The following is a 23,496-nucleotide window of genomic DNA, read 5'->3' as shown; positions in this document are numbered from 1 at the left end:
TATTAATTTGACATTGCTTCAAATTTTGAATGATGTGGCTATGAGGTTATGCGAGGTAGGTCTCTTATTTGTTGATATTAATCAGAGGTATATCGGTCGCACGATTCGCACGACCGATATCGGAAATTAGATGTATAATTTCGCTAGGTCAGAAGGCTCAAGTTCTTTGCCTTCTAAAGTTGCATTCCAGTTAGTACCAACAAGAACGCCGTCTTCAGCAAGAGTCAGTAACCAATCTTCTACAAAGATATCTAGTGGAATTTCTAATACTTCGAAGTCAGCCCACTCTTCAACGTTGTGAATTTGAGCATCTTCTTTTGAAGACCAAAATGGCATCACTTCACTGTTCTCGAATTCACTTGAGTCACATGCTAGCCAACCTTCTTCATTGCGAAGGCCCCATACCAGTTTAGTTTCTTGTGTTTCAGAAACGAAAAGTTCTAGATTTGCTTGAGTATCAGCTGTTAGTTTGCTCATGGATTAATTCTCTATGTTGATAACGGGGCAAGATTAACATTATAGACGGCTTAGGTACATGCTATTCAAGGAATTATCACCATACTGAAACGTCAACTTAAGATAGCGATTCAGTATGGTGAAAGTAGTGTACAAGCTACTTTTTGATTTTGGTGAAAATGTGCCACTCTTCTTTAATGTTACCTTTAAATCCTGCAACAGAAGCGACAACCTTCCGATGTAATGCGTGATTGATTTGGGTGTCATCACTACTAAAATCAGAATCACCGTGACCGACGATATTCACTCTCGACGGTTGAATGCCATTGCTGATAAGTGCGCGCCTTACGTGTGATGCTCGGTCTTTTGACAGCTTTAAATTATGTTCAGCATTACCCACTTTACTCGCGTAGCCTTGTAATTCAATCGTCGTGCCCTCGTAACGCTTCAAAAATGCGGCCATTTGGCGTATCTGACTAAGAAAGGCAGGGTTAATTTCTGTAGAGTTATTGGCGAAGAGTATATGAAGCTCTCTTTTCTCTGATGACTCGAAATATGAACCACAACCGTCGTTATCGATCTCAGCACCAATTTGTGTGTCGGGACATAAATCTCGCGCGTTGATTACACCGTCATTGTCATCATCTTGAAGGTCGTAAATTTGAGTAACAGGTGGAAGGGCACGATATTCAAATTCGTCCTCGTTGTTTTCAGCTAAAGCATTGGCAGATACAACCATGAAGCAAAGCGATAATACTGTGTTGGTAAGCTTCATTAATATTCCACCTTTTCATTCCATTCTTCTGGGATCTCAACTCGTAAACCGATGAGTAGGTTACCAGTTGCGTTCATTACGCGATATTTTGCGTATTGCTCGTCATACTTAGCATCTAGATAGCCTTTACGAGCTTCGAATAATTCATTCTCGGTGTTAAGCAAGTCGAGAAGGGTACGTTTACCGATGCGGTATTGTTTCTCATATGAGATAACCGTGTCTGATGCCGAGTCTACGTGGTCAGACAGGAACTCTTTCTGCTGAACCGTTAAATCAAGTGCGCTCCATGAAAGACGTAGACTCTCTTCTACGTTGCGGTAAGTGCTTTCACGAAGATCTTTGGCTTTGTTGAGTTGGTAAGCAGCACTCTCTGCACGGTCCTGATCCGAACCACCGTTGTAAAGGTTGTACCTTAAACGAACCATTGCAGAAAATTCATCGCTGCTGCCTTCTGTACCACCGGCGTCATCACGCCAAGTTTGTGCGGCTTCAAAAGAAACAGTTGGGTAGTTGGTACTCTTAGATTGTTTGTATTGGAACTTCGCTGAGTCAACATCGGCCTGTGCAATCTTGATGACTGGATGCTGGTTAAACGCTTTTGCCAACGCACCATCAATGGTGTAAGGAATTGCGCCCGCATCTGCGCGAGGGAAAGTTAAACCTAAAGGAGATTGACCAACAAGTCTTTTAAACTGTGTATGCGTGTCGAAAAGGTTGTTTTGAGCAGCAAGTAAATTCCCGTGCGCTTTCGCAATACGAGCTTCTACCTGTGACATGTCCGCCGTCGAACCAATGCCTGATTCGACGCGTTTACGAATATCGTTATATATCTCTTTATGTGTCGCTAGGTTGTTTTCAGACAGGGAAAGCACTTCATAGGCTTTCACTGCGTCAAGATAAACCTTTGTGACTTCTAAAGCGATGTCTTGCGCGTTAGATAGTAGTTGATAGCGCACAGACTCTGCATCAGCGGCAGTGCGGTCAATATCATTTGATGTATTTGCACCATCCCATACTAACTGGGTCAACGTGATCGTTGCTTCTTTTCTAGTCAGATCGGTGGTGTCTTGGTTGGTTACAAGATCAGTATGTTCGTAACCAATGCCACCATCTAAGTCTATACTTGGTCGATAAGCACCACCAGAAGCATCGTTAAGATAACGCTTACTGATATATTCATTATAAGCACTTTTGATTTCAGGGTTGCTTTCCAACGTAAAAGCAACAGCTTGCTCAAGAGTTTGTGCAGCAGCAGGAAAGGTCAGTGCTACAGCTAGTCCTACGGTCGTCGTTTGAATCCTATTCAATTTGCATCTCTCCAAAATGAGTCACACCCGAATCTTAATTTTGCACGATAATATACAAAATTCAGATGAACCGCCAAAAAAATTACGATCGCTACAACTGGCGCTCATAAATGGTTGTAAATTTGTTAACCGATCGCTGTGCGTATTATGATGTTTTGATGCACTTAGAATATCTATTAATATGTCAATTATTTTCCTTTAGCACAATAACTTATATCAAATTTAGAGGTGCTTTGAGTATTGGTATGTGTGACCATTGTCATCATGGTGTATACGGCCTTGTTAAAATATGCATTCATAACTATGAATTATATAGTGTTAGGTGTTATATTTTATCTAATATTATAAATACAATGTCACTATTTTGACGTTTTGATTGAGAAATGGGTTTTAGGGGTTTATATGGATATAACAGTATTGAATGCGAGCGGTGTATTAGCACTTGGTCAACGCATTGTTGTTTCAGTAGATGGTACAATTAAAGTCCTAGAAGACGGCCAACCATTGCAAGCGGGGGATGTCATTCTTGAATCCCAAAGCGAAAACTCTGAGTCTCCAATTTCAGTCAAGCGTTTTTCGCCTGAAGATGGCGGTGAAGTAGAACTAGACCAAGACATTGCAAATATCTTTGCGGCTTTAGAAGAAGGTCAGGATCCGACGGAACTCGGAGAAGAGTTTGCAACAGCCGCCGGTGAAAGTGGTTCAAGCTTAGTGAGTAGCGGGACCATTGAGCGCGACGGTGAAGAAACTATTCCAGGCACTGAATTTGTAACGACGGGCTTTGAAGCGCTGGGTATGTCTCGCACTCAAAGCCTGAGTCTTCTTGATGCTTTCCGTTCTATTGAACAACCGGATAACCTAGGCACAGACAGCGAGACCATAGGTGATACAACGGCTCCAGATGCGCCAACACTGACACTTGATACGGACTCTGGCTCAGCGGCGGATGACTTCTTAACCAACGACGGCAGCTTCACAGTCGGCGGCACAGAAGAGGGTGCGACAGTCGAATACCTCGTTGACGGAAACTGGACGACAACCGCACCAGTACCAACGGAAGGTGACAACACGATCACCGTTCGTCAAACCGACGCAGCGGGTAATACATCAAGCAGCTCAACGCTGACGTTCACTCTAGACACAACAGCTCCAGATGCGCCAATACTGACACTGGATACGGACTCTGGCTCAGCGGCGGATGACTTCTTAACCAACGACGGCAGCTTCACAGTCGGCGGCACAGAAGAGGGTGCGACAGTCGAATACCTCGTTGACGGAAACTGGACGACAACCGCGCCAGTGCCAACGGAAGGTGACAACACGATCACCGTTCGTCAAACTGACGTAGCGGGTAATACATCAGGCAGTAGTGAGCTGACGTTCACTCTAGACACCACAGCTCCAGATGCGCCAACACTGACACTGGATACAGATTCTGGCTCAGCGGCGGATGACTTCTTAACCAACGACGGCAGCTTCACAGTCGGCGGCACAGAAGAGGGTGCGACAGTCGAATACCTCGTTGACGGAAACTGGACGACAACCGCACCATTACCAACGGAAGGTGACAACACGATCACCGTTCGTCAAACCGACGCAGCGGGTAATACATCAGGCAGTTCAACGCTGACGTTCACTCTAGATACGCAAGCGCCAGATGCACCAGCATTGACACTTGATACGGATTCAGGCTCAGCGGCGGATGACTTCTTAACCAACGACGGCAGCTTCACAGTCGGCGGCACAGAAGAGGGGGCGACAGTCGAATACCTTGTTGACGGAAACTGGACGACAAGTGCGCCCGTGCCAACGGAAGGTGACAACACGATTACTGTTCGTCAAACCGATGCAGCAGGTAATACTTCAGGCAGCTCAACGCTGACATTCACTCTTGATACACAAGCAGATGCGGGGACTGTGAATGTAGATGAGATTACATCAGATGATGTAATCACTGTTACTGAACAAGGGCAAATTATTGCCGTAACAGGCAGCGCTGTTGGTGGCGATATTCAGTCCGGAGATACTGTAACGGCAGAAATAAATGGTGCAATCTACACAACAACTGTTGGCGACAATGGAAGCTGGCAATTGAACGTTAGCGGTGAAGACTTAGCGGCAGACACTGCTTTTGATGTCTATGTTAGTTCTGAAGATGCCGCAGGTAATTCATTTGAAAGTAAAGGTAGCTCGACGCATACCTTTGACCAGACATTAGTTAACGTTAATATCGACATAGACCCAATAACCGATGACTCCGTTGTTAATGCAAAAGAAGTTGCGGGAACAGTAACGATAACGGGAACTGTAACTGGCGAAACGTATGAAACGGCAGTTGTGACATTAACAGTTAACGGTGTTGAGTATACCGGCACAGTGAACGGAGGGAAATACAGTATAGATGTGAATGGTTCCGATTTGCAATTGGACTCTGACAACGTGGTAGACGCAAAAGTTGATGTGATCAATGCCGCAGGGAATATTGGTTCAGCTACTTCTACAGAATTCTACTTAGTTGATACGTTTGCTCGAGGCACTATCACGATTGATTCAATCACTGATGATAATGTTGTTAATAAGAGCGAAAGTGAAAGTACAGTTACTTTAACTGGTTCTGTTGGTGGTGATGCAAGACCTGGTGATCAAGTTTCGGTTATGGTGAACGGCGTAACTTACCTGACAACAGTTTTAAGTAATAAGTCTTGGAGTGTTGATGTTCAAGGTAGTGATCTAGCTGCTGATAGTTCGGTGACAGCTAGTGTTACGGGTGATGATTGGACTGGCAATGAGTTTAGTGGGTCTGTGTCAAAGGGTTATGGAGTTGACACATCCGTTGATGTAAGCGCGCCAAGCGTGAGCATCGTGGATGACAACAATCCAGACGATGGCGTGATCAACAAAGACGAGCTGGGTAATGACCAGGTTCAAGTGAAGGTTGATGTGAACCACGTCGAGTTGGTTGAAGGCGGTGAAGTGACACTGACCATCACCAATGGTGGCAGCGCAAGCACAGTGACGCTGAGCCTGAATGAAGACGGCGAGATAAGCGACAGCAACTACAGCTACAACAATGGCACCATCACGTGGACAGAAACCGTGGCAGAGGGCGCAAGCATCAAGGTCGATGCAACGCAGACCGACAGCGACGGTAATGAGTCAGTTGAAGGTAGCGATAGCGCAGTTGTAGACACCACTTACGGTGACGAGACAGATGAGCCAGCCGATGGCATCACACAGCCAACGGTGAGCATCACAGACAGCACAGCTGACGATAACGATGATGAGATCACAGGTACCGAGACAGCGACCATCAGCGGCAACATCGGTGAAACCGCAGCGGCGACCGTGGACTTGGTGATCAGCGATGGCGACGACAGCACGGCAGATATCGTTCTGAACGACGTGACGGTGAAAGCGGACGGCACCTTCGAAGTGCCAAACGTGGACGTGAGCAGCCTGAAAGATGGCACCTTGACTGTGGACGCGACGTTCACCGACCAAGATGGCAACGTAGAGACCGCAGACGACACGGTTGCGAAAGACACCACGGCGGACGCTGGTGCGCCAACCGTGACTATCGTGGATGATGCGAACAACGATGGCGTGATCAACAAAGACGAGCTGGGTGATGACAACGTTCAAGTGAAGGTTGACGTGAACCACGCCGAATTGGTTGACGGCGGACAAGTGACGTTGAGCATCAAAGGTGGCACCGACATCGTGCTGACGCTGAGTAACACAGGCACAGAAGATGCGCCAGTTTACGAGTTGAACGACAGCAACTACAGCTACAACAATGGCACCATCACTTGGACAGAAACCGTGTTAGAGGGCGCAAGCATCCAGGTCGATGCAACGCAGACTGACAGCGACGGCAACGTGTCCCAACCAGGTACAGACAGTGCGGTTGTGGATGCGAGTGTTCAAGCAGAAATAGACATTCTAAATATAGCTGGCGATCACAAAATTAATGGTGCTGAATCTAGTGAAAATATCAGTGTTGTTGGTTTTGTAAACAAAGACGCGCAACCAGGTGACAAGATCGATTTTTATTTGCAGGGAGAGTTAATTGGTTCCGGTGTTGTATCTAGTGAACCATACTTGAATTCAAATGGTGAACAGGTTGGTTATAAATATGAATTTACGACGCTTGGATCGAACTTAATCCCTGATGGAGAATCTGAAGGTGGAGCGATACTAACGGCTAAAGTCACCGTAACGGATGATGCAGGTAATACTGTTGTAGCTAGTACGACGGAACCTTATTTCTTTGACCTTGATGCACCAGATGTGCCATCCATTACAAATATTTCAGATGATTCTGCAGCTAGTGATTATTCTGAAGTTACATTGCATGGTACTGGTGAGCCTGGCTCAGCAATATTACTATTCGATGAAGATAATAATCAGGTGAACGTTGCTCCGATTACAGTAGATAACGATGGCAACTGGATCATTGATATATCGGACCTAATTTCTACGTCTGTTAATGACAATGAATTCTTTACAGCCAAACAAGTTGATAATTACGGTAACACTAGCGAATCATCGAATACCGTACATTACTACCATGGTGACTTTGACCCAGCTCAACAAGAAGCAGCCGATGACTTCGTTTTACTTGGCGAAGGAGATGATCAATTCAATGCCACTGTAGATGACATTGATAACAGATTGGTTGTTGATGGTGGAGATGGTACAGATACTGCTGTGTTTGATTTCTCTTTGGACTCGGCTTCAGTCACACTTAATGCTGATGGTTCAGTGTCAATCACCGAAAACAATGGTGATGTGAATACCTTCATTGAGTTTGAAAACTTTAATTTTACTGATGGTGGAAAAACTGTTGAAGAGCTATTTGCTCCTTCGGTCGTTATCGTAAAAGATGAAGACGATATTATTAACAGTGACCGAACTATGGTTTCATACAGTGTATTGTTACCTGTTGGGGCTGAAGTCGGTGCTACATTGACGGTTCAAGTCGAAGGGCAAGTTGCTGAGACTAGAGTTCTTACTCAAGCTGATATAGATTCTGGGTCTTTATCATTTGATGTCGATATGGGCACGGTTGTCGATGGTGAACTGAATGTTTCTGCCGAGTTAACATATCAAGATCAGCCAGTGGGTACTCAGTTTATTGGTGCTGATGCGTTGTCTACCAATATTGACCCTACTGCTACAAGTTTTTCAATTGGGCTTGGCAGCGAACAATCTGCTCAATTCTCCTTTGATACACATGTTAGTGATGCTGAAGATGATTTAGGTAGTACTGATAATAAAGAAGTGCAACTTTCGATTATTGACCTTCCAGAACTAGGTTCTTTATATGTGGTTGAAGGGCTAACCCGAACATTGATAGATGAGGACACAGTTCTAAGTGAAGATTCACAAATTGAATATGTGCTAGATGAAACTGTAAATTCTGACCTGTCTTTTGATGCCTCAGTTGATTTTAACAATATTAGTGGTTCAGAAACATCTTACGCATTGGATAGTGGTGTAGTAATTTCTGGTGGTCGCTTCGATGGGAATAAGCCAGATTCCTCTAGTACTTTAACACCTGAAACATTGCATTATGATAGTGCGGACAATGAGTCAGGGTTAGGAGTCGGTGATAGTGAACTTGATGTTTCAACAAAAGATTATATTTCTATAGATTTCACTCAGGTTGGTGGTTCTAATGTGACTGAGGTAACTGTAACTGAGGTCAATATTGATTTTGGTAGTATTTGGGCTCATTACGCTGACAACAATTCTGCTGATGCTGAGATACAAGTTATCCTATTTAAAGATGGTGTGCAGGTAGGTAACGACCCTTACATCTTTGATGATGATAGCAATTCTACAGTTTATGATGGAAGCGGTGAATTTGCTGCCAATATCCAGCTTGATGGTGGTTTTGATGAGATACGTGTGTATACAGTCCATGGAGATCAATCTAGCCAATCTAACTCAAATATCACTCTACAAGGCGTCGAAGTTGTAGATGCGATAGTTACTGAAAAAATAAGCTATGAAGCTACAGACAGCGATAAAGGAACTGATACTGGTATTATAACTATTTCCACTCCAAGTACAGAGGATTCAACTAATAGTGCACCAGTTTTGAGTGACTCTCAGTTTGACGCCTCTAACGAAGATCAGGTTGTTAGTTTGTCTCTGGATAAGCTTAATATTACTGATGCTGATGGTGACCAAACATTCATTACCGGTGTAACGGTTGATCCATCTTATGGTTCAATTCAGCTTGTAATAGATTCAGAAGGGCAGGTGACTTCTGCAGATTTTACACCAGTATCGGATAAACACTTCGATAGCGTTCCGTTTACAGTCACAGTTTCAGATGGAGTAAATTCAAGTGAAGGTACTGCAACGCTTGCTGTTAATGCTGTAGCCGATAAACCTAATGTCACAGTAGTGTTTGGGGATGCTTCAAATGTTGTAATTAGTGATGCACTGCATACTAAGCTGGTAAATGCTGACGCTAATACCAGTTTCACTGAGAGTGATTATGCTGAACTTGGTCATACTGTAATGAATCAATATGGTCAAAAAACGGGAACTGTAGGAAATGATTTAATCGTTGGCTCTGATGTAAGTTCTGGAGATAGTTTGATTGGAGATGCTAATACAAACCCAGGAGGCACCGGTTCTGATATTTTCGTTGGACGTGATGGGGATGATCATATATCTGGCGGTACAGGTTCTTTGGATGCTGAAAACGCTATTGATACAGCAGTATATGAAGGTAACTTTTCTGAATACAATCTAACTTTTGTCGGTGATACGACGACGTTACATGATTGGACAATCATTGATAATTTGAATCGCGACACACCGGAGTCGGGCAGTACTGGTGACAAGCTGTATCAAATTGAACGTTTAATTTTTGCTGATGCCATTGTTGAACTGAATGAAGATGGAACATTCAATGTGCTTCAACAAGATGCTGGGTTTACAGTTACAGCTTCGGTTGCTGATACTGACGGAAGTGAGTACCTAGATGAAGTTAGAATTTCCGGGTTACCAGATTCAGCAGAAATTATTGATATAGATACTGGTAATGTTCTTGGTGGTTTCGTAACCGTTGGCGATGAATCTGTTTGGGTCATTGATATTGTAGGAGACACTACTCAGCATATTAATTATGACAATCTTGCAGTAAGAGACACATCTGGTGAAGCGCTAGACCTAGACCTAGATGTTGAAGTGGTCGCGGTGGATGTGAACGGTTCAACAGCCAAAACTAGTGTCAACGTTGCTGAAACTAACGATGTAATGGCGGATCAAGGTGGCAGTATTCCAACAACGGTTATCTCACTGATTATTGACTCATCTGGCAGCATGGCAAGCATTCCTAGCGAACTGAGCGACATGAGAATTGAATATGTGCTTCAAGCGTCAATTAATCTCTTGAAAAACGTCGATTCACAAGAAGGCAGTGAAAAAGTTTGGGTACAACTAATAGACTTTGATTCTAATGCTACGAATACAGGCTGGAAAACTGTTACTGAAGCAATCGCTCTTTTAGAGACAGCTCAAGAAAAAATAGATGAGGATAATTATAACGGTATCTTTGACGCACAAGGCTGGACTTATTATGAAGATGGAGTAGAAGCTGCAATTGATGGTTATAAGGTTTCTCCTGTGTCAGACCTGACACCAGGTGAAACTAATGATGTTGTGTACTTCTTGAGTGATGGTCAAAACAATGGCAGTTGGGACAGTGATATCAACAGTGATTGGGATGCTTTCATTGTTGATAAAGATGTAACAGCCGTTGGTATAGGTAGCTCGGGCAATGTTCCTGCAAGCGGACTAAACGAGGTCGCTGGTAGCAATGGTAAAGTTGTCTATATTCCAGATTCTACTATCACTACGGAACTACCTAAGCTACGCCCTACAATTGGTATTGCTGGTTCATTATTATTAACGCTATCTGGTTTAGATGCTGTAGCGGTGATGATTGATGATACTAAAGCGTCAGTGATTCAAAAAATCGATGCTGATGGTAATAACGTTAATATGCCTACCGGTCTAACATTTACCAAAGATACCGTAGGGAATGAATTAGTTGTTGATATAGGTTATGGCGAATTCCGTATTGCACAGGACGGGTCGTACTATTTCCAACCATCAAGTGGAAGCACAGACATTGAAGCTGGTAAGGCGGTTGCATTTGAAATTCTTGTAACCGTAGAAGACAGTCAAGGTGTTCAATCACAGCAACTTATTACATTAAATCTAAGCCCTAGCGGAGAGGTGAATGTTGCACCTACTTCTTCGTTTAATGCATCGACAGGTGATGATCAGTTCCAGGGTACTGGACAAGATGACATTATCTTAGGTCATGCTGGTAATGATGTACTTCTAGGAGCTGCTGGTGACGATATCTTACTCGGTGGCGACGGTAGCGATATTTTAATCGGCGGTTTAGGTGATGACATTCTGACTGGTGGTGACGGTGATGATATCTTCAAGTGGGTTGATGAACCTTTGAACAACTATCAAGACGTTATTACTGACTTTGAAGTGGGCAGTGACCGTATTGATTTGTCTGAACTCCTTCACGATGAAAATACAATGGATGATGTTCTTGAACATTTGTCAGCTAAGGTTAGCGATAACAACCAAGACCTAGAGTTAACCATTACTAATGATCAAGGTTCTCAAACTATAGTATTGCAGGGCCAAGCAAGTAATCTTAATGGCTTTGACGTCGATTCTTCTGGTGTTTATTCCGGTGATGAATTGACAAATTTAGTTAATTCACTAATGACTAACCTACCAAACTCTTAATTCATGAATAACAAAAAGGGCCGAAAGGCCCTTTTTTAATACATCTTGTTTTCTAGAAAAGCTAGATTCTAAAGCTCTAAAATTAAAGAACCTTACAAGCAAAACCTTTCAGGTAGAAACCTTCTGGGTAGGCTGTATCTGTTAAGTGATCGGCTGCTTGCTCGAAGCGTTCTACGAATTTAACAGTGCGGCCTGCATCTAATGCTGCATCAGCGATGATTTTTTGGAATAAGTCAGCGCCCATTAAGCCTGAACAAGAATAGGTGAGTAGAGTGCCACCTGGTTTCAGTATTTGCATCGCAAGCATGTTAACGTCTTTATAGCCGTTCGCGCCAGATGTCAGGTTGTTCTTACTTGAAACGAATTTTGGTGGATCCATGATCACTACGTCGAACTTCGTGCCTTGGTCTCGGTATTCGCGAAGTAGTTTGAATACGTCTGCGTTTAGGAATACTGCACGCTTTTTCGAGATGTCGAACTCATTCAGCTCAGCGTTGAACTTAGCTGTATCAAGAGCTAATTGAGAAACGTCTGCATTGATTACACGCTTAGCATCACCTTTAAGGGCATACAGACCAAAACCACCTGTGTACGAGAAACAGTTAAGGACATCTTTACCTTTAACGTATTTCATCGATTCTTTACGGCTATCACGCTGGTCCATATAGAAGCCCGTTTTATGGCCTTCGATAATGTTTACGCTGATTTTCACACCGTTTTCTTCAATGACCACTGATTTAGGTGGTTCTTCACCGTGAAGAACACCGACAACTTGTTCTAAGCCTTCTTTCTTACGAACTGCCACGTCTGAACGCTCGTAGATGTTGCAATCAGGGAAGCACTCGATTAACGCTTCAATTAATACACTTTTGTTAAACTCAGCGCCAGCACTTAGCAGTTGGCAAACAAGGAAGTCTTGGTATTTGTCGATTGTGATACCTGGCAAGCCATCAGACTCTGCGGCCGTTAGGCGGTAGCCCGTTAGACCATCACGCTCAATGATGTCTTCACGTAAAGACTGTGCGTCTTGAATTCGTTTTACGAAGAACGCCTTGTTGATTTCTTCTTTTTCAAATGTCCAAACACGAGCTCGAATTTGAGATTCTGGTGAGTAAGCTGCTTTTGCGAGCCACTGACCATTTTGAGCATATACGTCTACAGTTTCACCTTGTTTTGGTTCGCCTTCGACCTTATCGATACCGCGTGAAAATACCCAAGGGTGTTTGCGGCGTAGTGATTTATCTCGGCCTTTAGCTAGATGAATTGAAGGAGTCATAATTTACTCTGTTTGTTGAATTTGAAGGAGGGGTATTGTCGGGGAAGTACAGGTGAAAAGCAAATAAGAAAGGGCTGCAGAAGCAGCCCTAGTAATGATTAACAACACATATTGGTTGGATATCAGTATTAAGCTTTAAGACCGGTCAGCAAACCTTCCATCGTATCGCTTTGTTTACGAAGTTGGTCAACATTGGAATTACTCTTACTGATCATCTCGCAGATGCTGTCTGACTGATGACGAATCTCTTCAACACTTTGTGCAATGTTGTCAGCTACTACGCCTTGCTCTTCAGCCGCGGTAGCAATTTGAGTGCTGCTATCTGAAATAGACTGGTTCTTTTCAGCTAATGAACCGATCTCAACGTTCACTTCTGACATCAGTGTTTGACCTTCATTAGCATTGTTCACCGTGACTTCCATCAGTTTGGTCAGTGATTGGCTGTTACGTTGTAATGACTCAATCATACTTTGGATTTCAACTGTTGCTTGTTGAGTACGACCTGCAAGGGCACGAACTTCATCGGCAACAACAGCGAATCCACGACCTTGCTCGCCTGCACGAGCAGCCTCTATGGCAGCATTCAGTGCCAATAGGTTAGTCTGCTCTGAAATGCCATTGATAGTTGCGACCACCTCATCGATCTGCGCCGCGTTGGCATCAAGCTCTTCTACTGCTTGTGAAGCGGATTGGATCTCTTGAGATAGGTTAGAGATAGACTCCAATGTGTTTGAAACCTTTACTTGACCACTCTGGGCAACGCCGCGAGCGTCCATCGTTTGTGAGCTAGACTCATGAGCAAGGGTAGCGACTTCACGAATTGTAGCCGCCATTTGTTCCGTCGCGCTTGCCAAACTATTCAGGTGTTCTTGTTGGTTACCTGAGATGTCTGAACTTTGTTGTGTTGACTGGTTCAAGTCTGAGCTGATTTGCTGCATGAGAGCGACAGACTCTTGGATTGATAGAACCATGTTTTGTTCACGTTCAGCGACCTTATCGATTGTAATCGCGATTTCACTGAACTCGTCACGAACTAAGAAGTAGTTCATGCGGCAAGTTAAGTCGCCATTCGCTAGGGTGTTCAAAGCTTTGTTCATAGAGAACATCGCTCCGCCAATGAAAGTCATGATGTAATAAACGCCAAGCGCAATTAAGGTCAGAGTAACCGCAATGATAGATACTTGCGTTGTAGATAAAGCCGACCATAGGTTTTGATCATGGTTTGCGACTAAACTGAACGCGCCGTTCATCACTGAAACGGCTCCCGTGCCATAGCCTAGGGAAATGCTTTCAGAGTGACTAACAAGCTGAGCGACTTGATCTTTAGTGAGTTGGCCTGCTTCGATAAGCCCTTTCATCAAGAGCATTTCTTCTTGATAAAGGTGAGCAAGTAAAGAGTCCGCGGCGCTATCTAAAACGAGAGTTAATATAACCAGAGCGAGAAGAGGCAATAAGAAGAGTAGATAGAACTTTTCTTGGATTTTTAGGTGAATGAGATATTTGTCAATCCAACGAAATGGGATTTCTTTCATAATCGTTATACTCGAAGTAATGCCACCGTTAAACGGTGAATGAATAGAGTTGCAACTATATCATTCATATAATTTATGAGGCAACGTTATGAAAAATTCACAATGTATATTTGTCGTATCAGGCCGAGTTCAATGTGTTGGTTTTCGTTATCACACAAGCAGGCAAGCGCAAACATTGTCGATTTCGGGCTATGCAAAAAATTTAAGTGATGGTCGTGTCGAAGTATTAGCCGTTGGGGATTTGGATCAGATAGAGAAGTTATACGCTTGGTTACAATTAGGGCCGTCTAGCGCTCAAGTAGATCAGGTTGTCAAACATGATGTTACAGAAGCAGATCTTAGAGTGGTACGTGCTGGCGAATTTAAAATACTGTAGTTCACGCACTACAGTATTGGTATCGAGGGTTACCTTAAACAGCTTAGTCTCTTACAGGCACTTTGCTGGTTTAGGTAAACCGGCAAGTTTGGTCGCTTGCTTCGCAGGACCTTTCTTGAATAACTTGAAAAGGTATTTGCTGTTGCCTTTCTCTGGCCCGTGAGCTTTTTCCATCGCTTTCACAAGCATGCGAACGGCTGGAGAAGTCTTGAATTCTTCGTAAAAGCTTCTTACAAAATGGACGACTTCCAAGTGTGCTTCAGTCAGTTCAATAGCTTCATCTTGAGCAAGAATTTCGATCATACCTTCTTCCCATTGTGTGTAGTCCAATAGGTAGCCTTGAGCGTCGGTTTCGATTTGTTTGCCGTTATATTCAAACATGTTTAGTCCAGAATCAGTTTAACTCAGTAAATAGGGTACATGACCACGTTTATCTTTCTCAAGAAATATCGTCGTTATCTCTAGGAATATTGCATCTATAGATACAAAAAAGCCCAAGAGACTTGCTCTTGGGCTCGATTTTGAACGAACTATGATTAGTCGTTGCTGTTCATAATACCTAAGATACTTAGTAGGCTGATGAAGATGTTGTAGATCGATACGTACAAGCTGATAGTTGCTGAGATGTAGTTCGTTTCACCGCCACGGATGATGCTTTGCGTTGTTAGCAAGATAACACCAGTCGAGAATAGGATGAACATACCGCTCATTGCCAAAGATAGTAGGGGCATTTGCAGGAAGATGTTTGCAACCATACCTACTAGCAGTACAACGAAACCGGCCATTAACATACCGTTAAGGAATGAAAGGTCGCGCTTAGTTGTTAGTGCGTAAGCTGATGCGCCCATAAACGCTAGTGCAGTGCCGCCAAGTGCAGTTAAGATGACATCACCCATACCTGCGCCAACGTACATGTTTAAGATTGGGCCGATGGTGTAGCCTAAGAAACCCGTAAATAGGAATGTAAAGACTAGACCCATGCTGTTGTCACGGTTCTTCTCTGTTAGGAAAAGTAGGCCGTAGAAGCCAACTAGCATGATAATAAGACCCGGGCGAGGAAGGTTCATCGCCATGGATACGCCTGCTACAACAGCAGACCAAAGTAGTGTCATAGACAGTAATGCGTAGGTGTTACGCAACACTTTATTGGTTTGCAGAGCACTTTCTTGAGATGCTGTGCGTGAAAACATAGGGCTGTTCATAATCTTCCTCGTAAGGTGACTTCAATAGTTATTAGTACATTTATGGGGGTGAAAGTTCGAAAAATCAAGTCTCTCATTCCTCTTGTATACGTAAAATAATAATCAAAATAGTCGGTTAAGTGTTCTTGAAGGTGTAACAAAATATTTCTGATAACGCAGTTAAGGTTCGATGTTTGATTCTTATCGCACTGAGACGCTATTTATAATCATGAATAGCTAATTATAACACTGAAGATAAAGAGGCGACCTAAGCCGCCTCTGTAGTTTATGCATCATAACACATTAGTGGTGTAAGATTTGGCTTAAGAAGTTCTGCGTTCTGTCTGATTGTGGGTTTTCAAAGAAATCGACAGGGTTGTTCTCTTCGATGATTTCACCGGCATCCATAAAGATAACGCGATCTGCGACCTCTTTAGCAAAGCCCATCTCGTGCGTTACACAAAGCATCGTCATGCCTTCTTCTGCAAGCTCAACCATTACGTCTAACACCTCACGAACCATTTCCGGATCGAGGGCTGATGTTGGTTCATCAAAAAGCATCACTTGAGGGTTCATGCACAAAGAACGAGCGATAGCTACACGCTGTTGTTGACCACCTGAGAGTTGACCTGGGAACTTGTCCGCTTGCTCTGGGATTTTAACTCGCTCTAAGTACTTCATTGCAATCGCTTCAGCTTCTTCTTTTGGCATCTTTTTGACCCAGATAGGGGCCAGAGTACAGTTCTCTAATACCGTCAGATGAGGAAACAGATTGAAGTGCTGGAAACACATGCCGACATCTCTGCGAACAGCTTCGATGTTCTTTAGATCTTCTGTTAATTCATTACCTGAAACGAAGATATGGCCTTTTTGATGTTCTTCTAATCGGTTGATACAGCGGATCATCGTTGATTTGCCTGAGCCAGAAGGGCCACAGATAACGATTTTCTCGCCTTTTTTAACTTCTAGATTGATGTTCTTAAGTACGTGGAATTCACCGTACCACTTGTTCATGTCTTTCAACTCAATCATAAGACCTTGAGAGTTGTTTTCTGTCTGCTGCGTCATAATACGTCCTTGATCTTGTTAATTATCGTTTGTGACCGGTGTGAAGTCTGTTTTCTAGCCATATCGAATATCTCGACATGCCAAAACAAAACACCCAGAACACTAACGCGACAAATACATAACTTTCTGTTGAATACCCAAGCCATTCAGGGTCGGTATTCGCTGCTTGGCCAATCCCTAATACATCAAACATACCAATAATCAAAACAAGACTGGTATCTTTAAACAAACCAATAAAGGTGTTCACAATTGAAGGAATCGTGATTTTAAGAGCTTGAGGTAGAATGATAAGCCCAGTCTTTTTCCAGTAGCTTAATCCCAGAGCATCAGCTGCTTCGTATTGACCTTTTGGTATCGCTTGTAAGCCACCACGAATTACTTCGGCCATGTAGGCTGCACTGAATAGTACCACCCCAACAAGTGCTCGAATCAGCTTATCGGTTTCCGTCCCTTCTGATAAAAAGAGTGGAAGCATTACTGAAGCCATGAATAGTACTGTAATGAGCGGTACGCCACGCCAAATTTCGATGTATACGGTACACATGCTGCGAATGATCGGCATCTCTGAGCGACGCCCAAGAGCAAGTGCAACACCAATAGGGAGTGACACTACAATACCAACAAGTGCGATGACCAGTGTAACCAACAGCCCACCCCATTTATGGGTATCAACAACTTCTAATCCAAAAACACCACCGTATAGCAAGCCAGCAATGATAAATGGGTAGATGTTTACGAAGAACAACCAAATCCACGTACGTTTAGGTGTTTTTTCATAAGCCAGTAAGGCTACAAAAATAGCTAACGTTGCGTAGAAGAGGCGAGGTCGCCACAATTCAGCTTCTGGATAGAAGCCATACATGAATTGGTCCCAACGAACGCTAATAAAAACCCAACAAGCGCCTTCGCTAGTACAGGCATCGCGTGTGGTTCCTATCCAGTCAGCACTGATGAATGCCCAATCTGCTATTGCCCACAATAAAGTGAAAGCAAAATAACCAAGGATCACAGTGACGACACTGTTAACTGGTCCATTAAATAGATTTTTTCTTAACCAACCGACTGGCCCAACGGTATTCGCTGGAGGCGGAAGATCAGGTTGAAATTGATGTGTACTCATCTTATCTCTCCACCAACGCTACTTTGCGGTTGTATATGTTCATTAGAGCAGACGTTAATAGGCTCAAGGTTAGGTAGACGCCCATTGTCATCGCGATTACTTCGATAGCTTGTCCAGTTTGGTTCAGTGTTGTTCCTGCAAATACAGAGACAAGGTCAGGGTAACCAATAGCCATCGCAAGTGATGAGTTTTTGGTCAGGTTTAGATACTGACTGGTTAGTGGTGGGATAATAATTCTTAATGCTTGTGGAATAATGACAAGCTTTAGAGTTCTAGACCGTGGGATGCCTAGAGACATAGCAGCTTCAGTTTGCCCATGGTTTACGGCGTTAATGCCTGAACGAACAATCTCAGCAATGAACGCTGCTGTGTAGATACTTAAAGCAAGCATCAATGCAGCTAATTCAGGTATTATGCTAATACCGCCCTTGAAGTTAAACCCTTTCAAAACAGGGTAATCCGCAGAGATAGGCATGCCCATAACAAAGTAAGTTACTAAAGGTAAGCCTAAAATCAACGCTGCAGCGATTTTCAACATTGGTGTTTGTTGGCCGGTTAGTTTCTGCTTGTTGTTAGCCCAGATGTTGATAATAAACGTCGCGATAATACCGACAATCAATGATGCGATAACAATGCTACTGCCTTGCTCTAACACTGGTGCAGGGAAGTACAATCCACGTACGTTCAAGAAAATTGCTTCACCGAGGCTCATGCTTTGACGAGCAGAAGGTAAGGCTTGGAGAACGGCGAAGTACCAGAAAAAGATTTGCAATAGAAGAGGGATATTTCGGAATATCTCAATGTAGATAGCTGCAAATCGGCTAACCAGCCAGTTTGAAGAGAGTCTAGCGATACCCATACTAAAGCCTAGTACCGTAGCTAGCATGATGCCGAGTACTGAGACCAAAGCGGTATTGAGAAGGCCGATAAAGAATGTACGACCATATGAGAAGGTCTCATCGTATTCAATCAGCGTTAAGCCGATACCAAAACCAGCTTCTTGGGAGAGAAAATCAAAACCAGTGGTGATACCACGGGAATCTAAGTTAGTGAGTGCATTATTTACAATCGTGTAAAAGAATGCACAAAGCGCTCCGACGGCGAGAATTTGGAAGATGATGGAGCGAAAAGTGGGGTTGTAAAATAAGTTGGCACTTTTGGGCTGTGGCTTTGCCTGAGCTGGAGAAATAGTTTCATTAGGTTTCATACTACTATAACCTCAAATCCATTTAATAAATAGGGCGGAAAACTCCGCCCTAATTGATGCTTGAAAATTTATTAACGGATTGGTGGAGCGTACATAAAGCCGCCCGCATTCCATAATGCATTTACACCACGAGAGATTTGAAGTGGAGAACCTGTACCAACAGTACGTTCAAAACTCTCACCGTAGTTACCAACTTGCTTAATTACTTGGTAACCCCAGTCGTCACGAATGCCAAGGCCTTTGCCTTTAGGACCGTCTACACCAAGAATACGTTTGATGTTTGGATCTTTTGACTTAAGCATTTCGTCTGCATTTTTAGAAGAGATACCGTATTCTTCCGCGTTAACCATTGCTGAAAGTGTCCACTTAGCAACGTTAAACCATTGATCATCATCTTGACGAACTACAGGGCCTAGAGGCTCTTTAGAGATAATTTCAGGAAGTACTTCTGCAGATTTAGGATCAGCTAGGTTCAGGCGAAGTGCATATAGACCAGATTGGTCAGTAGTTAGCACGTCACAACGACCCGCGTCGAAACCTTTAGATGTTTGTGCTGCCGTATCGAATACTACTGGCTTGTAAGACATGCCACTGTTTCGGAAGTAATCGGCTAGGTTAAGCTCAGTTGTTGTACCTGATTGAACACATACAGAAGCGCCATCAAGTTCTTGAGCACTTGTCAGGCCAAGTTCTTTCTTAACCATGAAGCCTTGACCATCGTAGTAATTAACGCCTACAAAGTTCAGACCTAGAGCACTGTCACGATGTAGTGTCCATGTTGTGTTGCGAGATAGTACGTCGATTTCGCCAGATTGAAGCGCAGTAAAACGCTCTTTCGCTGTTAGAGGTACATACTTAACTTTAGTCTTGTCACCGAGTACAGCCGCTGCAAGAGCTTGACAATACTCAACATCAATTCCTTCCCATTCACCTTTTGAGTTAGGGTTAGAGAACCCTGGAAGACCGGTACTTACACCACAAGTTAGAAAACCTTGAGATGTGACTTTGTCCAGAGTGCTTTCTGCCGCTGATGCTGATGTTGCCATCATCGCAGTTGATGCAGCTACTACTGAAGCAAGAAGTGTTAGTTTATTTGTCATTTGTATCCTTCCTTGTTAACCAGGTGACACCTGATACTCGTGCTCGTTTGAGTTTTTCTATATGTGTTGCGTTTTCTATGACCTTGTTACTCAATTCAAACTAGTTGCATTTTGCAAATGAAACTGTGTGCGATTTAAGCAACTGTTTATAAGGTTAGGAAAGGATCCGTACTTTCACAAATGTATAATTTAAAAAGAATTTTGAATGAAATCACAAATCCGAACACAATTAGAATGACCAAATGTTATGTGAATGTAAATAGTGCAACGGCTCACACTGTTGGTGCAACAAGATTTAGATTTTTATATTGATAATCGACTAGATAAATATTCTGAATCAACATCACAATGATGAAACATTAAACTCAAGAAGTATTGAAATTTGGTGAATAAATATTTTTATTACACTTGGATAGTTATTAATGTGCTCCAAATTTGGTAGCATGGTTGAATAGTTATTGAAGTAGTCTCAAGGAAGAACATGCGTTATTTCCCAATGTTTTTGGATGTAGAGAATAAGCCAATTCTAGTGGTTGGTGGGGGTGAGGTTGCTTGCCGAAAAGTAGATAGCTTATTAAGAGCAGGGGCTAATGTGACCTTGGTGTCTCCCAAGGTTGCACCTTACTTAAAGCAGCTAGTTGACGAGAGTAAACTTCATTGGGTACAAAACTTTTACTCATCACAAATTATCTCAAAAGATTATCTACAAGTTTGGGCTACTACAGACAATCCAAGTCTTAACCATCAAGTACATAATGATGCGAAAAAACTGGGTATTTTAGTCAATGTGGTCGATGATTTGCCTTATTGTGATTTCATTACCCCTTCGATGATAAATCGTGGAAGAATCCAAATTGCGATCTCTAGCGGCGGTGCATCACCTGTTTTAGTGAGAAATATTAGAGAGAAACTCGAAACGGTACTTCCACAAAATATAGGATTGATCGCAGATTTTGGTGCATCAAAACGCAATTCGATCAAGGAGTCATTCCCAACTGTCGACGAGCGTCGTAAGTTTTGGGAACAGTTCTTGTCATCCAGCTTTATCGCGCAGGTGACTGACAGAGAACAGTTAGAGTCATATTACCAGCAAGCGCTAACCGAAGGCATTGATAGCGAAGGGCAGGTCACTTGGATTGAATTCGAGCAAGACATAGAGCTCTTACCAATGAAAGCTTTACGTCTAATGCAGGAAGCGGAACTGGTTCTTGCTCCGAGTGATTGCCCGTTTGAGTTTGTAGATTTATGTCGCCGAGATGCGGAAAGGGAAAGCTATGCGAATAGTGGAGAGCTGTCGACTAAGCTCGAACAAGCAAGATCAGAGAGTCTACGTGTCTGTGTGTTTATTCCACCAGCGAGTGTCGAATTCAACTTATTGGTAGGCAAAGACCTGAAGCTGTCTTCTGCCAAGGTGTTGAGTTAAAAGATAGGCCTGCTAGTCGTCTTCATACTGGCGTCTAACACGCTAATAACAACGCCTAGATAAATAAAAAGCCACTTCCGATAAAGAAGTGGCTTTTTGCTATGTTAAATGCCGCATTAAACTGATTAGTAAGCAGCGAACAAGAGTCGCTGCACATAGCCAGATTAATTAGTCGCGGAAGTTGTCAAACTGGAAAGGTTGACCAAGTTCACCGCTGCGAACTAGAGCCATAACAGCTTGTAGGTCATCACGCTTCTTACCCGTTACACGAACTTTGTCGCCTTGGATAGAAGCTTGAACTTTAACTTTGTTGTCTTTGATTAGCTTAACGATCTTCTTAGCTACATCAGTTTCAATGCCTTGCTTAAAGATAACCGTTTGGTGCCAAGTGCGACCTGTTTGGTCTGCCGCTTTCGCTTCCATCGCGTTAGGATCGACATTACGCTTCGTTAGGTTGCTGCGAAGGATATCGCGCATTTGCTTCAGTTGAAAATCGTCTTGAGCAGTCAATTTTACTGATTCATCTTTGTAATCAAAGCTTGCTTCAACGCCGCGGAAATCGAAACGAGTCGATAGTTCACGGTTTGCGTTGTCTACTGCGTTACGCAGTTCTACTGCTTCTACTTCAGAGATAATGTCAAATGATGGCATTGTGTTGTTTCCTTAAGCTAAGTTTCTATCTTTAATTGCTGTTGCAAGCATGTCTAGCATTGTTGCAGTATCTTCCCAGCTTAGGCATGGGTCAGTAATCGACTTGCCATATTCTAGGTTGTTGATATCTGTCATTGGCTGGTTGCCTTCAATAATGAAGCTTTCTGCCATAATGCCTGCAATTTGGTTCTTGTTAGATTTAATTTGTTCACAAATGTCTTGTGCAACTTCTAACTGCTTGCGGTGTTGTTTCTGACAGTTAGCGTGGCTAAAGTCTACAACCAAACGTTGAGGTAGATCGAATTCAGCCAGTTGCTTACATGCATTATCGACAGATTCAGCATCGAAATTCGGGCCTTTATCACCACCACGTAGAATAACGTGACCGTATGGGTTGCCAGAAGTACGGTAAACCGTCATGCGGCCGTTCTTATCTGGAGAGTAGAAGTAGTGTGAAGCATGGGCTGCACGAATTGCATCGATAGCAATCTTGATGTTGCCGTTGGTTGCGTTCTTGAAGCCAACTGGGCAAGACAGTGCAGAAGCCATTTCACGGTGAATCTGAGATTCTGTTGTGCGAGCGCCGATAGCACCCCAAGTGATAAGGTCCGCAATGTACTGACCTGTGATCATATCAAGGAATTCAGTCGCGGTAGCTAGGCCAAGCTTGTTGATATCTAGCAGAAGTTTACGAGCTTTGTTCAAGCCGGTTTCAAGTGCGTATGAACCATCAAGGTTAGGATCGGTAATCAAACCCTTCCAACCTACAACAGTGCGAGGCTTCTCGAAGTAGGTTCTCATTACCACGAACAGTTCATCTTTGTACTGGTCTTGAATTTTGCTTAGGCGCTCAGCGTAATCAAGTGCCGCATCTGTATCGTGAACAGAGCAAGGGCCTACGATAACTAATAGGCGGTTATCACGACCAGTTAGGATATCTTCGATTTGGCGGCGAGAATTTTTAATGCGCTCAGCAACGTCGTCAGTAATAGGGTGTGCATTGCCTAGTTCGGCAGGAGTTGGCATAGGACCCAGAGCTTGGGTTCTCAACTCATCAGTTTTTAATGGCATGTGATAGCTTTTTTATTCTATTGCGAAGTGGTTAAGATAACGGAATTGAACAGAGGAATAAACTCTCTTGAGTCAAAGTTATCTCAGTTATTGCTAATATTCTTATTTTTATCAGCAGGCCAGCGTCAAATAAGGGATTTTCACTTGTATTAAC

16 protein-coding genes are annotated in these 23,496 nt (G+C 43.2%); 3 read left to right on the top strand and 13 right to left on the bottom strand.

The features are described from left to right. Positions 1–126: 126 nt before the first annotated feature. From ITG09_08955 to ITG09_08945, 3 genes are all read right to left on the bottom strand, one after another. The gene (locus ITG09_08955; protein UPR50855.1) at positions 127–477 is read right to left on the bottom strand and encodes a DUF2750 domain-containing protein; all 351 of its coding nucleotides are present in this window, start codon (positions 475–477) and stop codon (positions 127–129) included. A gap of 136 nt (positions 478–613) precedes the next feature. Further along, positions 614–1,231 carry an OmpA family protein gene (locus ITG09_08950; GenBank protein UPR50854.1) on the bottom strand — a complete coding sequence of 206 codons (618 nt, stop codon included), beginning with the start codon at positions 1,229–1,231 and terminating at the stop codon, positions 614–616. Beyond that, entirely contained in the window at positions 1,231–2,496 is a 1,266-nt protein-coding gene (locus ITG09_08945; GenBank protein UPR53616.1) for a TolC family outer membrane protein, read from the bottom strand. The genes ITG09_08950 and ITG09_08945 overlap by 1 nt, the downstream gene beginning before the upstream one ends. Before the next feature lie 444 nt (positions 2,497–2,940). Here ITG09_08945 and ITG09_08940 point away from each other — a divergent pair, with 444 nt between their 5' ends. After that, positions 2,941–11,337: an Ig-like domain-containing protein gene (locus tag ITG09_08940; GenBank protein ID UPR50853.1), complete on the top strand. Its 8,397-nt coding sequence runs from the start codon at positions 2,941–2,943 to the stop codon at positions 11,335–11,337. An 82-nt stretch (positions 11,338–11,419) separates the two neighbouring features. Here ITG09_08940 and ITG09_08935 read toward each other — a convergent pair whose 3' ends face one another. Both ITG09_08935 and ITG09_08930 read right to left on the bottom strand, forming a co-directional pair. Further along, the gene (locus ITG09_08935) at positions 11,420–12,613 is read right to left on the bottom strand and encodes a class I SAM-dependent methyltransferase (GenBank protein ID UPR50852.1); all 1,194 of its coding nucleotides are present in this window, start codon (positions 12,611–12,613) and stop codon (positions 11,420–11,422) included. Positions 12,614–12,741: 128 nt separating this feature from the next. Then, positions 12,742–14,145: a methyl-accepting chemotaxis protein gene (locus tag ITG09_08930; GenBank protein ID UPR50851.1), complete on the bottom strand. Its 1,404-nt coding sequence runs from the start codon at positions 14,143–14,145 to the stop codon at positions 12,742–12,744. Positions 14,146–14,233: 88 nt separating this feature from the next. Here ITG09_08930 and yccX point away from each other — a divergent pair, with 88 nt between their 5' ends. Continuing rightward, positions 14,234–14,521, top strand: coding sequence for an acylphosphatase (gene yccX, locus ITG09_08925; protein ID UPR50850.1), 288 nt, complete (start codon positions 14,234–14,236; stop codon positions 14,519–14,521). A 51-nt stretch (positions 14,522–14,572) separates the two neighbouring features. Here the strand turns inward: yccX and ITG09_08920 are convergent, their stop codons facing one another. The 6 genes from ITG09_08920 to ITG09_08895 all read right to left on the bottom strand — a co-directional run bounded on the left by ITG09_08920 (position 14,573) and on the right by ITG09_08895 (position 20,197). Further along, entirely contained in the window at positions 14,573–14,902 is a 330-nt protein-coding gene (locus ITG09_08920) for a TusE/DsrC/DsvC family sulfur relay protein (protein ID UPR50849.1), read from the bottom strand. 155 nt (positions 14,903–15,057) lie between these two features. Continuing rightward, complete coding sequence (locus ITG09_08915; GenBank protein UPR50848.1) at positions 15,058–15,723, bottom strand: Bax inhibitor-1/YccA family protein; 666 nt, start codon at positions 15,721–15,723, stop codon at positions 15,058–15,060. 282 nt (positions 15,724–16,005) lie between these two features. After that, positions 16,006–16,770, bottom strand: coding sequence for an amino acid ABC transporter ATP-binding protein (locus tag ITG09_08910; protein UPR50847.1), 765 nt, complete (start codon positions 16,768–16,770; stop codon positions 16,006–16,008). A gap of 22 nt (positions 16,771–16,792) precedes the next feature. After that, positions 16,793–17,890 carry an amino acid ABC transporter permease gene (locus ITG09_08905; protein UPR50846.1) on the bottom strand — a complete coding sequence of 366 codons (1,098 nt, stop codon included), beginning with the start codon at positions 17,888–17,890 and terminating at the stop codon, positions 16,793–16,795. A gap of 1 nt (position 17,891) precedes the next feature. After that, the gene (locus ITG09_08900; protein ID UPR50845.1) at positions 17,892–19,097 is read right to left on the bottom strand and encodes an amino acid ABC transporter permease; all 1,206 of its coding nucleotides are present in this window, start codon (positions 19,095–19,097) and stop codon (positions 17,892–17,894) included. A 71-nt stretch (positions 19,098–19,168) separates the two neighbouring features. Further along, positions 19,169–20,197: an amino acid ABC transporter substrate-binding protein gene (locus ITG09_08895; protein ID UPR50844.1), complete on the bottom strand. Its 1,029-nt coding sequence runs from the start codon at positions 20,195–20,197 to the stop codon at positions 19,169–19,171. A 481-nt stretch (positions 20,198–20,678) separates the two neighbouring features. On the opposite strand from ITG09_08895, the gene ITG09_08890 reads away from it, so the two are divergent. After that, on the top strand, positions 20,679–21,620 hold the full coding sequence (locus ITG09_08890) for a siroheme synthase (GenBank protein ID UPR50843.1): 942 nt from the start codon (positions 20,679–20,681) through the stop codon (positions 21,618–21,620). A gap of 168 nt (positions 21,621–21,788) precedes the next feature. On the opposite strand, the gene ITG09_08885 is transcribed toward ITG09_08890, so the two are convergent. Together ITG09_08885 and ITG09_08880 are read right to left on the bottom strand one after the other, a co-directional pair. Continuing rightward, positions 21,789–22,271 carry a YajQ family cyclic di-GMP-binding protein gene (locus tag ITG09_08885; GenBank protein ID UPR50842.1) on the bottom strand — a complete coding sequence of 161 codons (483 nt, stop codon included), beginning with the start codon at positions 22,269–22,271 and terminating at the stop codon, positions 21,789–21,791. Between the two features lie 12 nt (positions 22,272–22,283). Next, the gene (locus ITG09_08880) at positions 22,284–23,342 is read right to left on the bottom strand and encodes a 3-deoxy-7-phosphoheptulonate synthase (protein UPR50841.1); all 1,059 of its coding nucleotides are present in this window, start codon (positions 23,340–23,342) and stop codon (positions 22,284–22,286) included. Positions 23,343–23,496 lie beyond the last annotated feature (154 nt).

The organism is Vibrio cyclitrophicus (genome assembly GCA_023206055.1).
Taxonomy (GTDB): Bacteria; Pseudomonadota; Gammaproteobacteria; order Enterobacterales; family Vibrionaceae; genus Vibrio; species Vibrio cyclitrophicus_A.
This window is presented reverse-complemented; position numbering and strand designations above follow the sequence as displayed.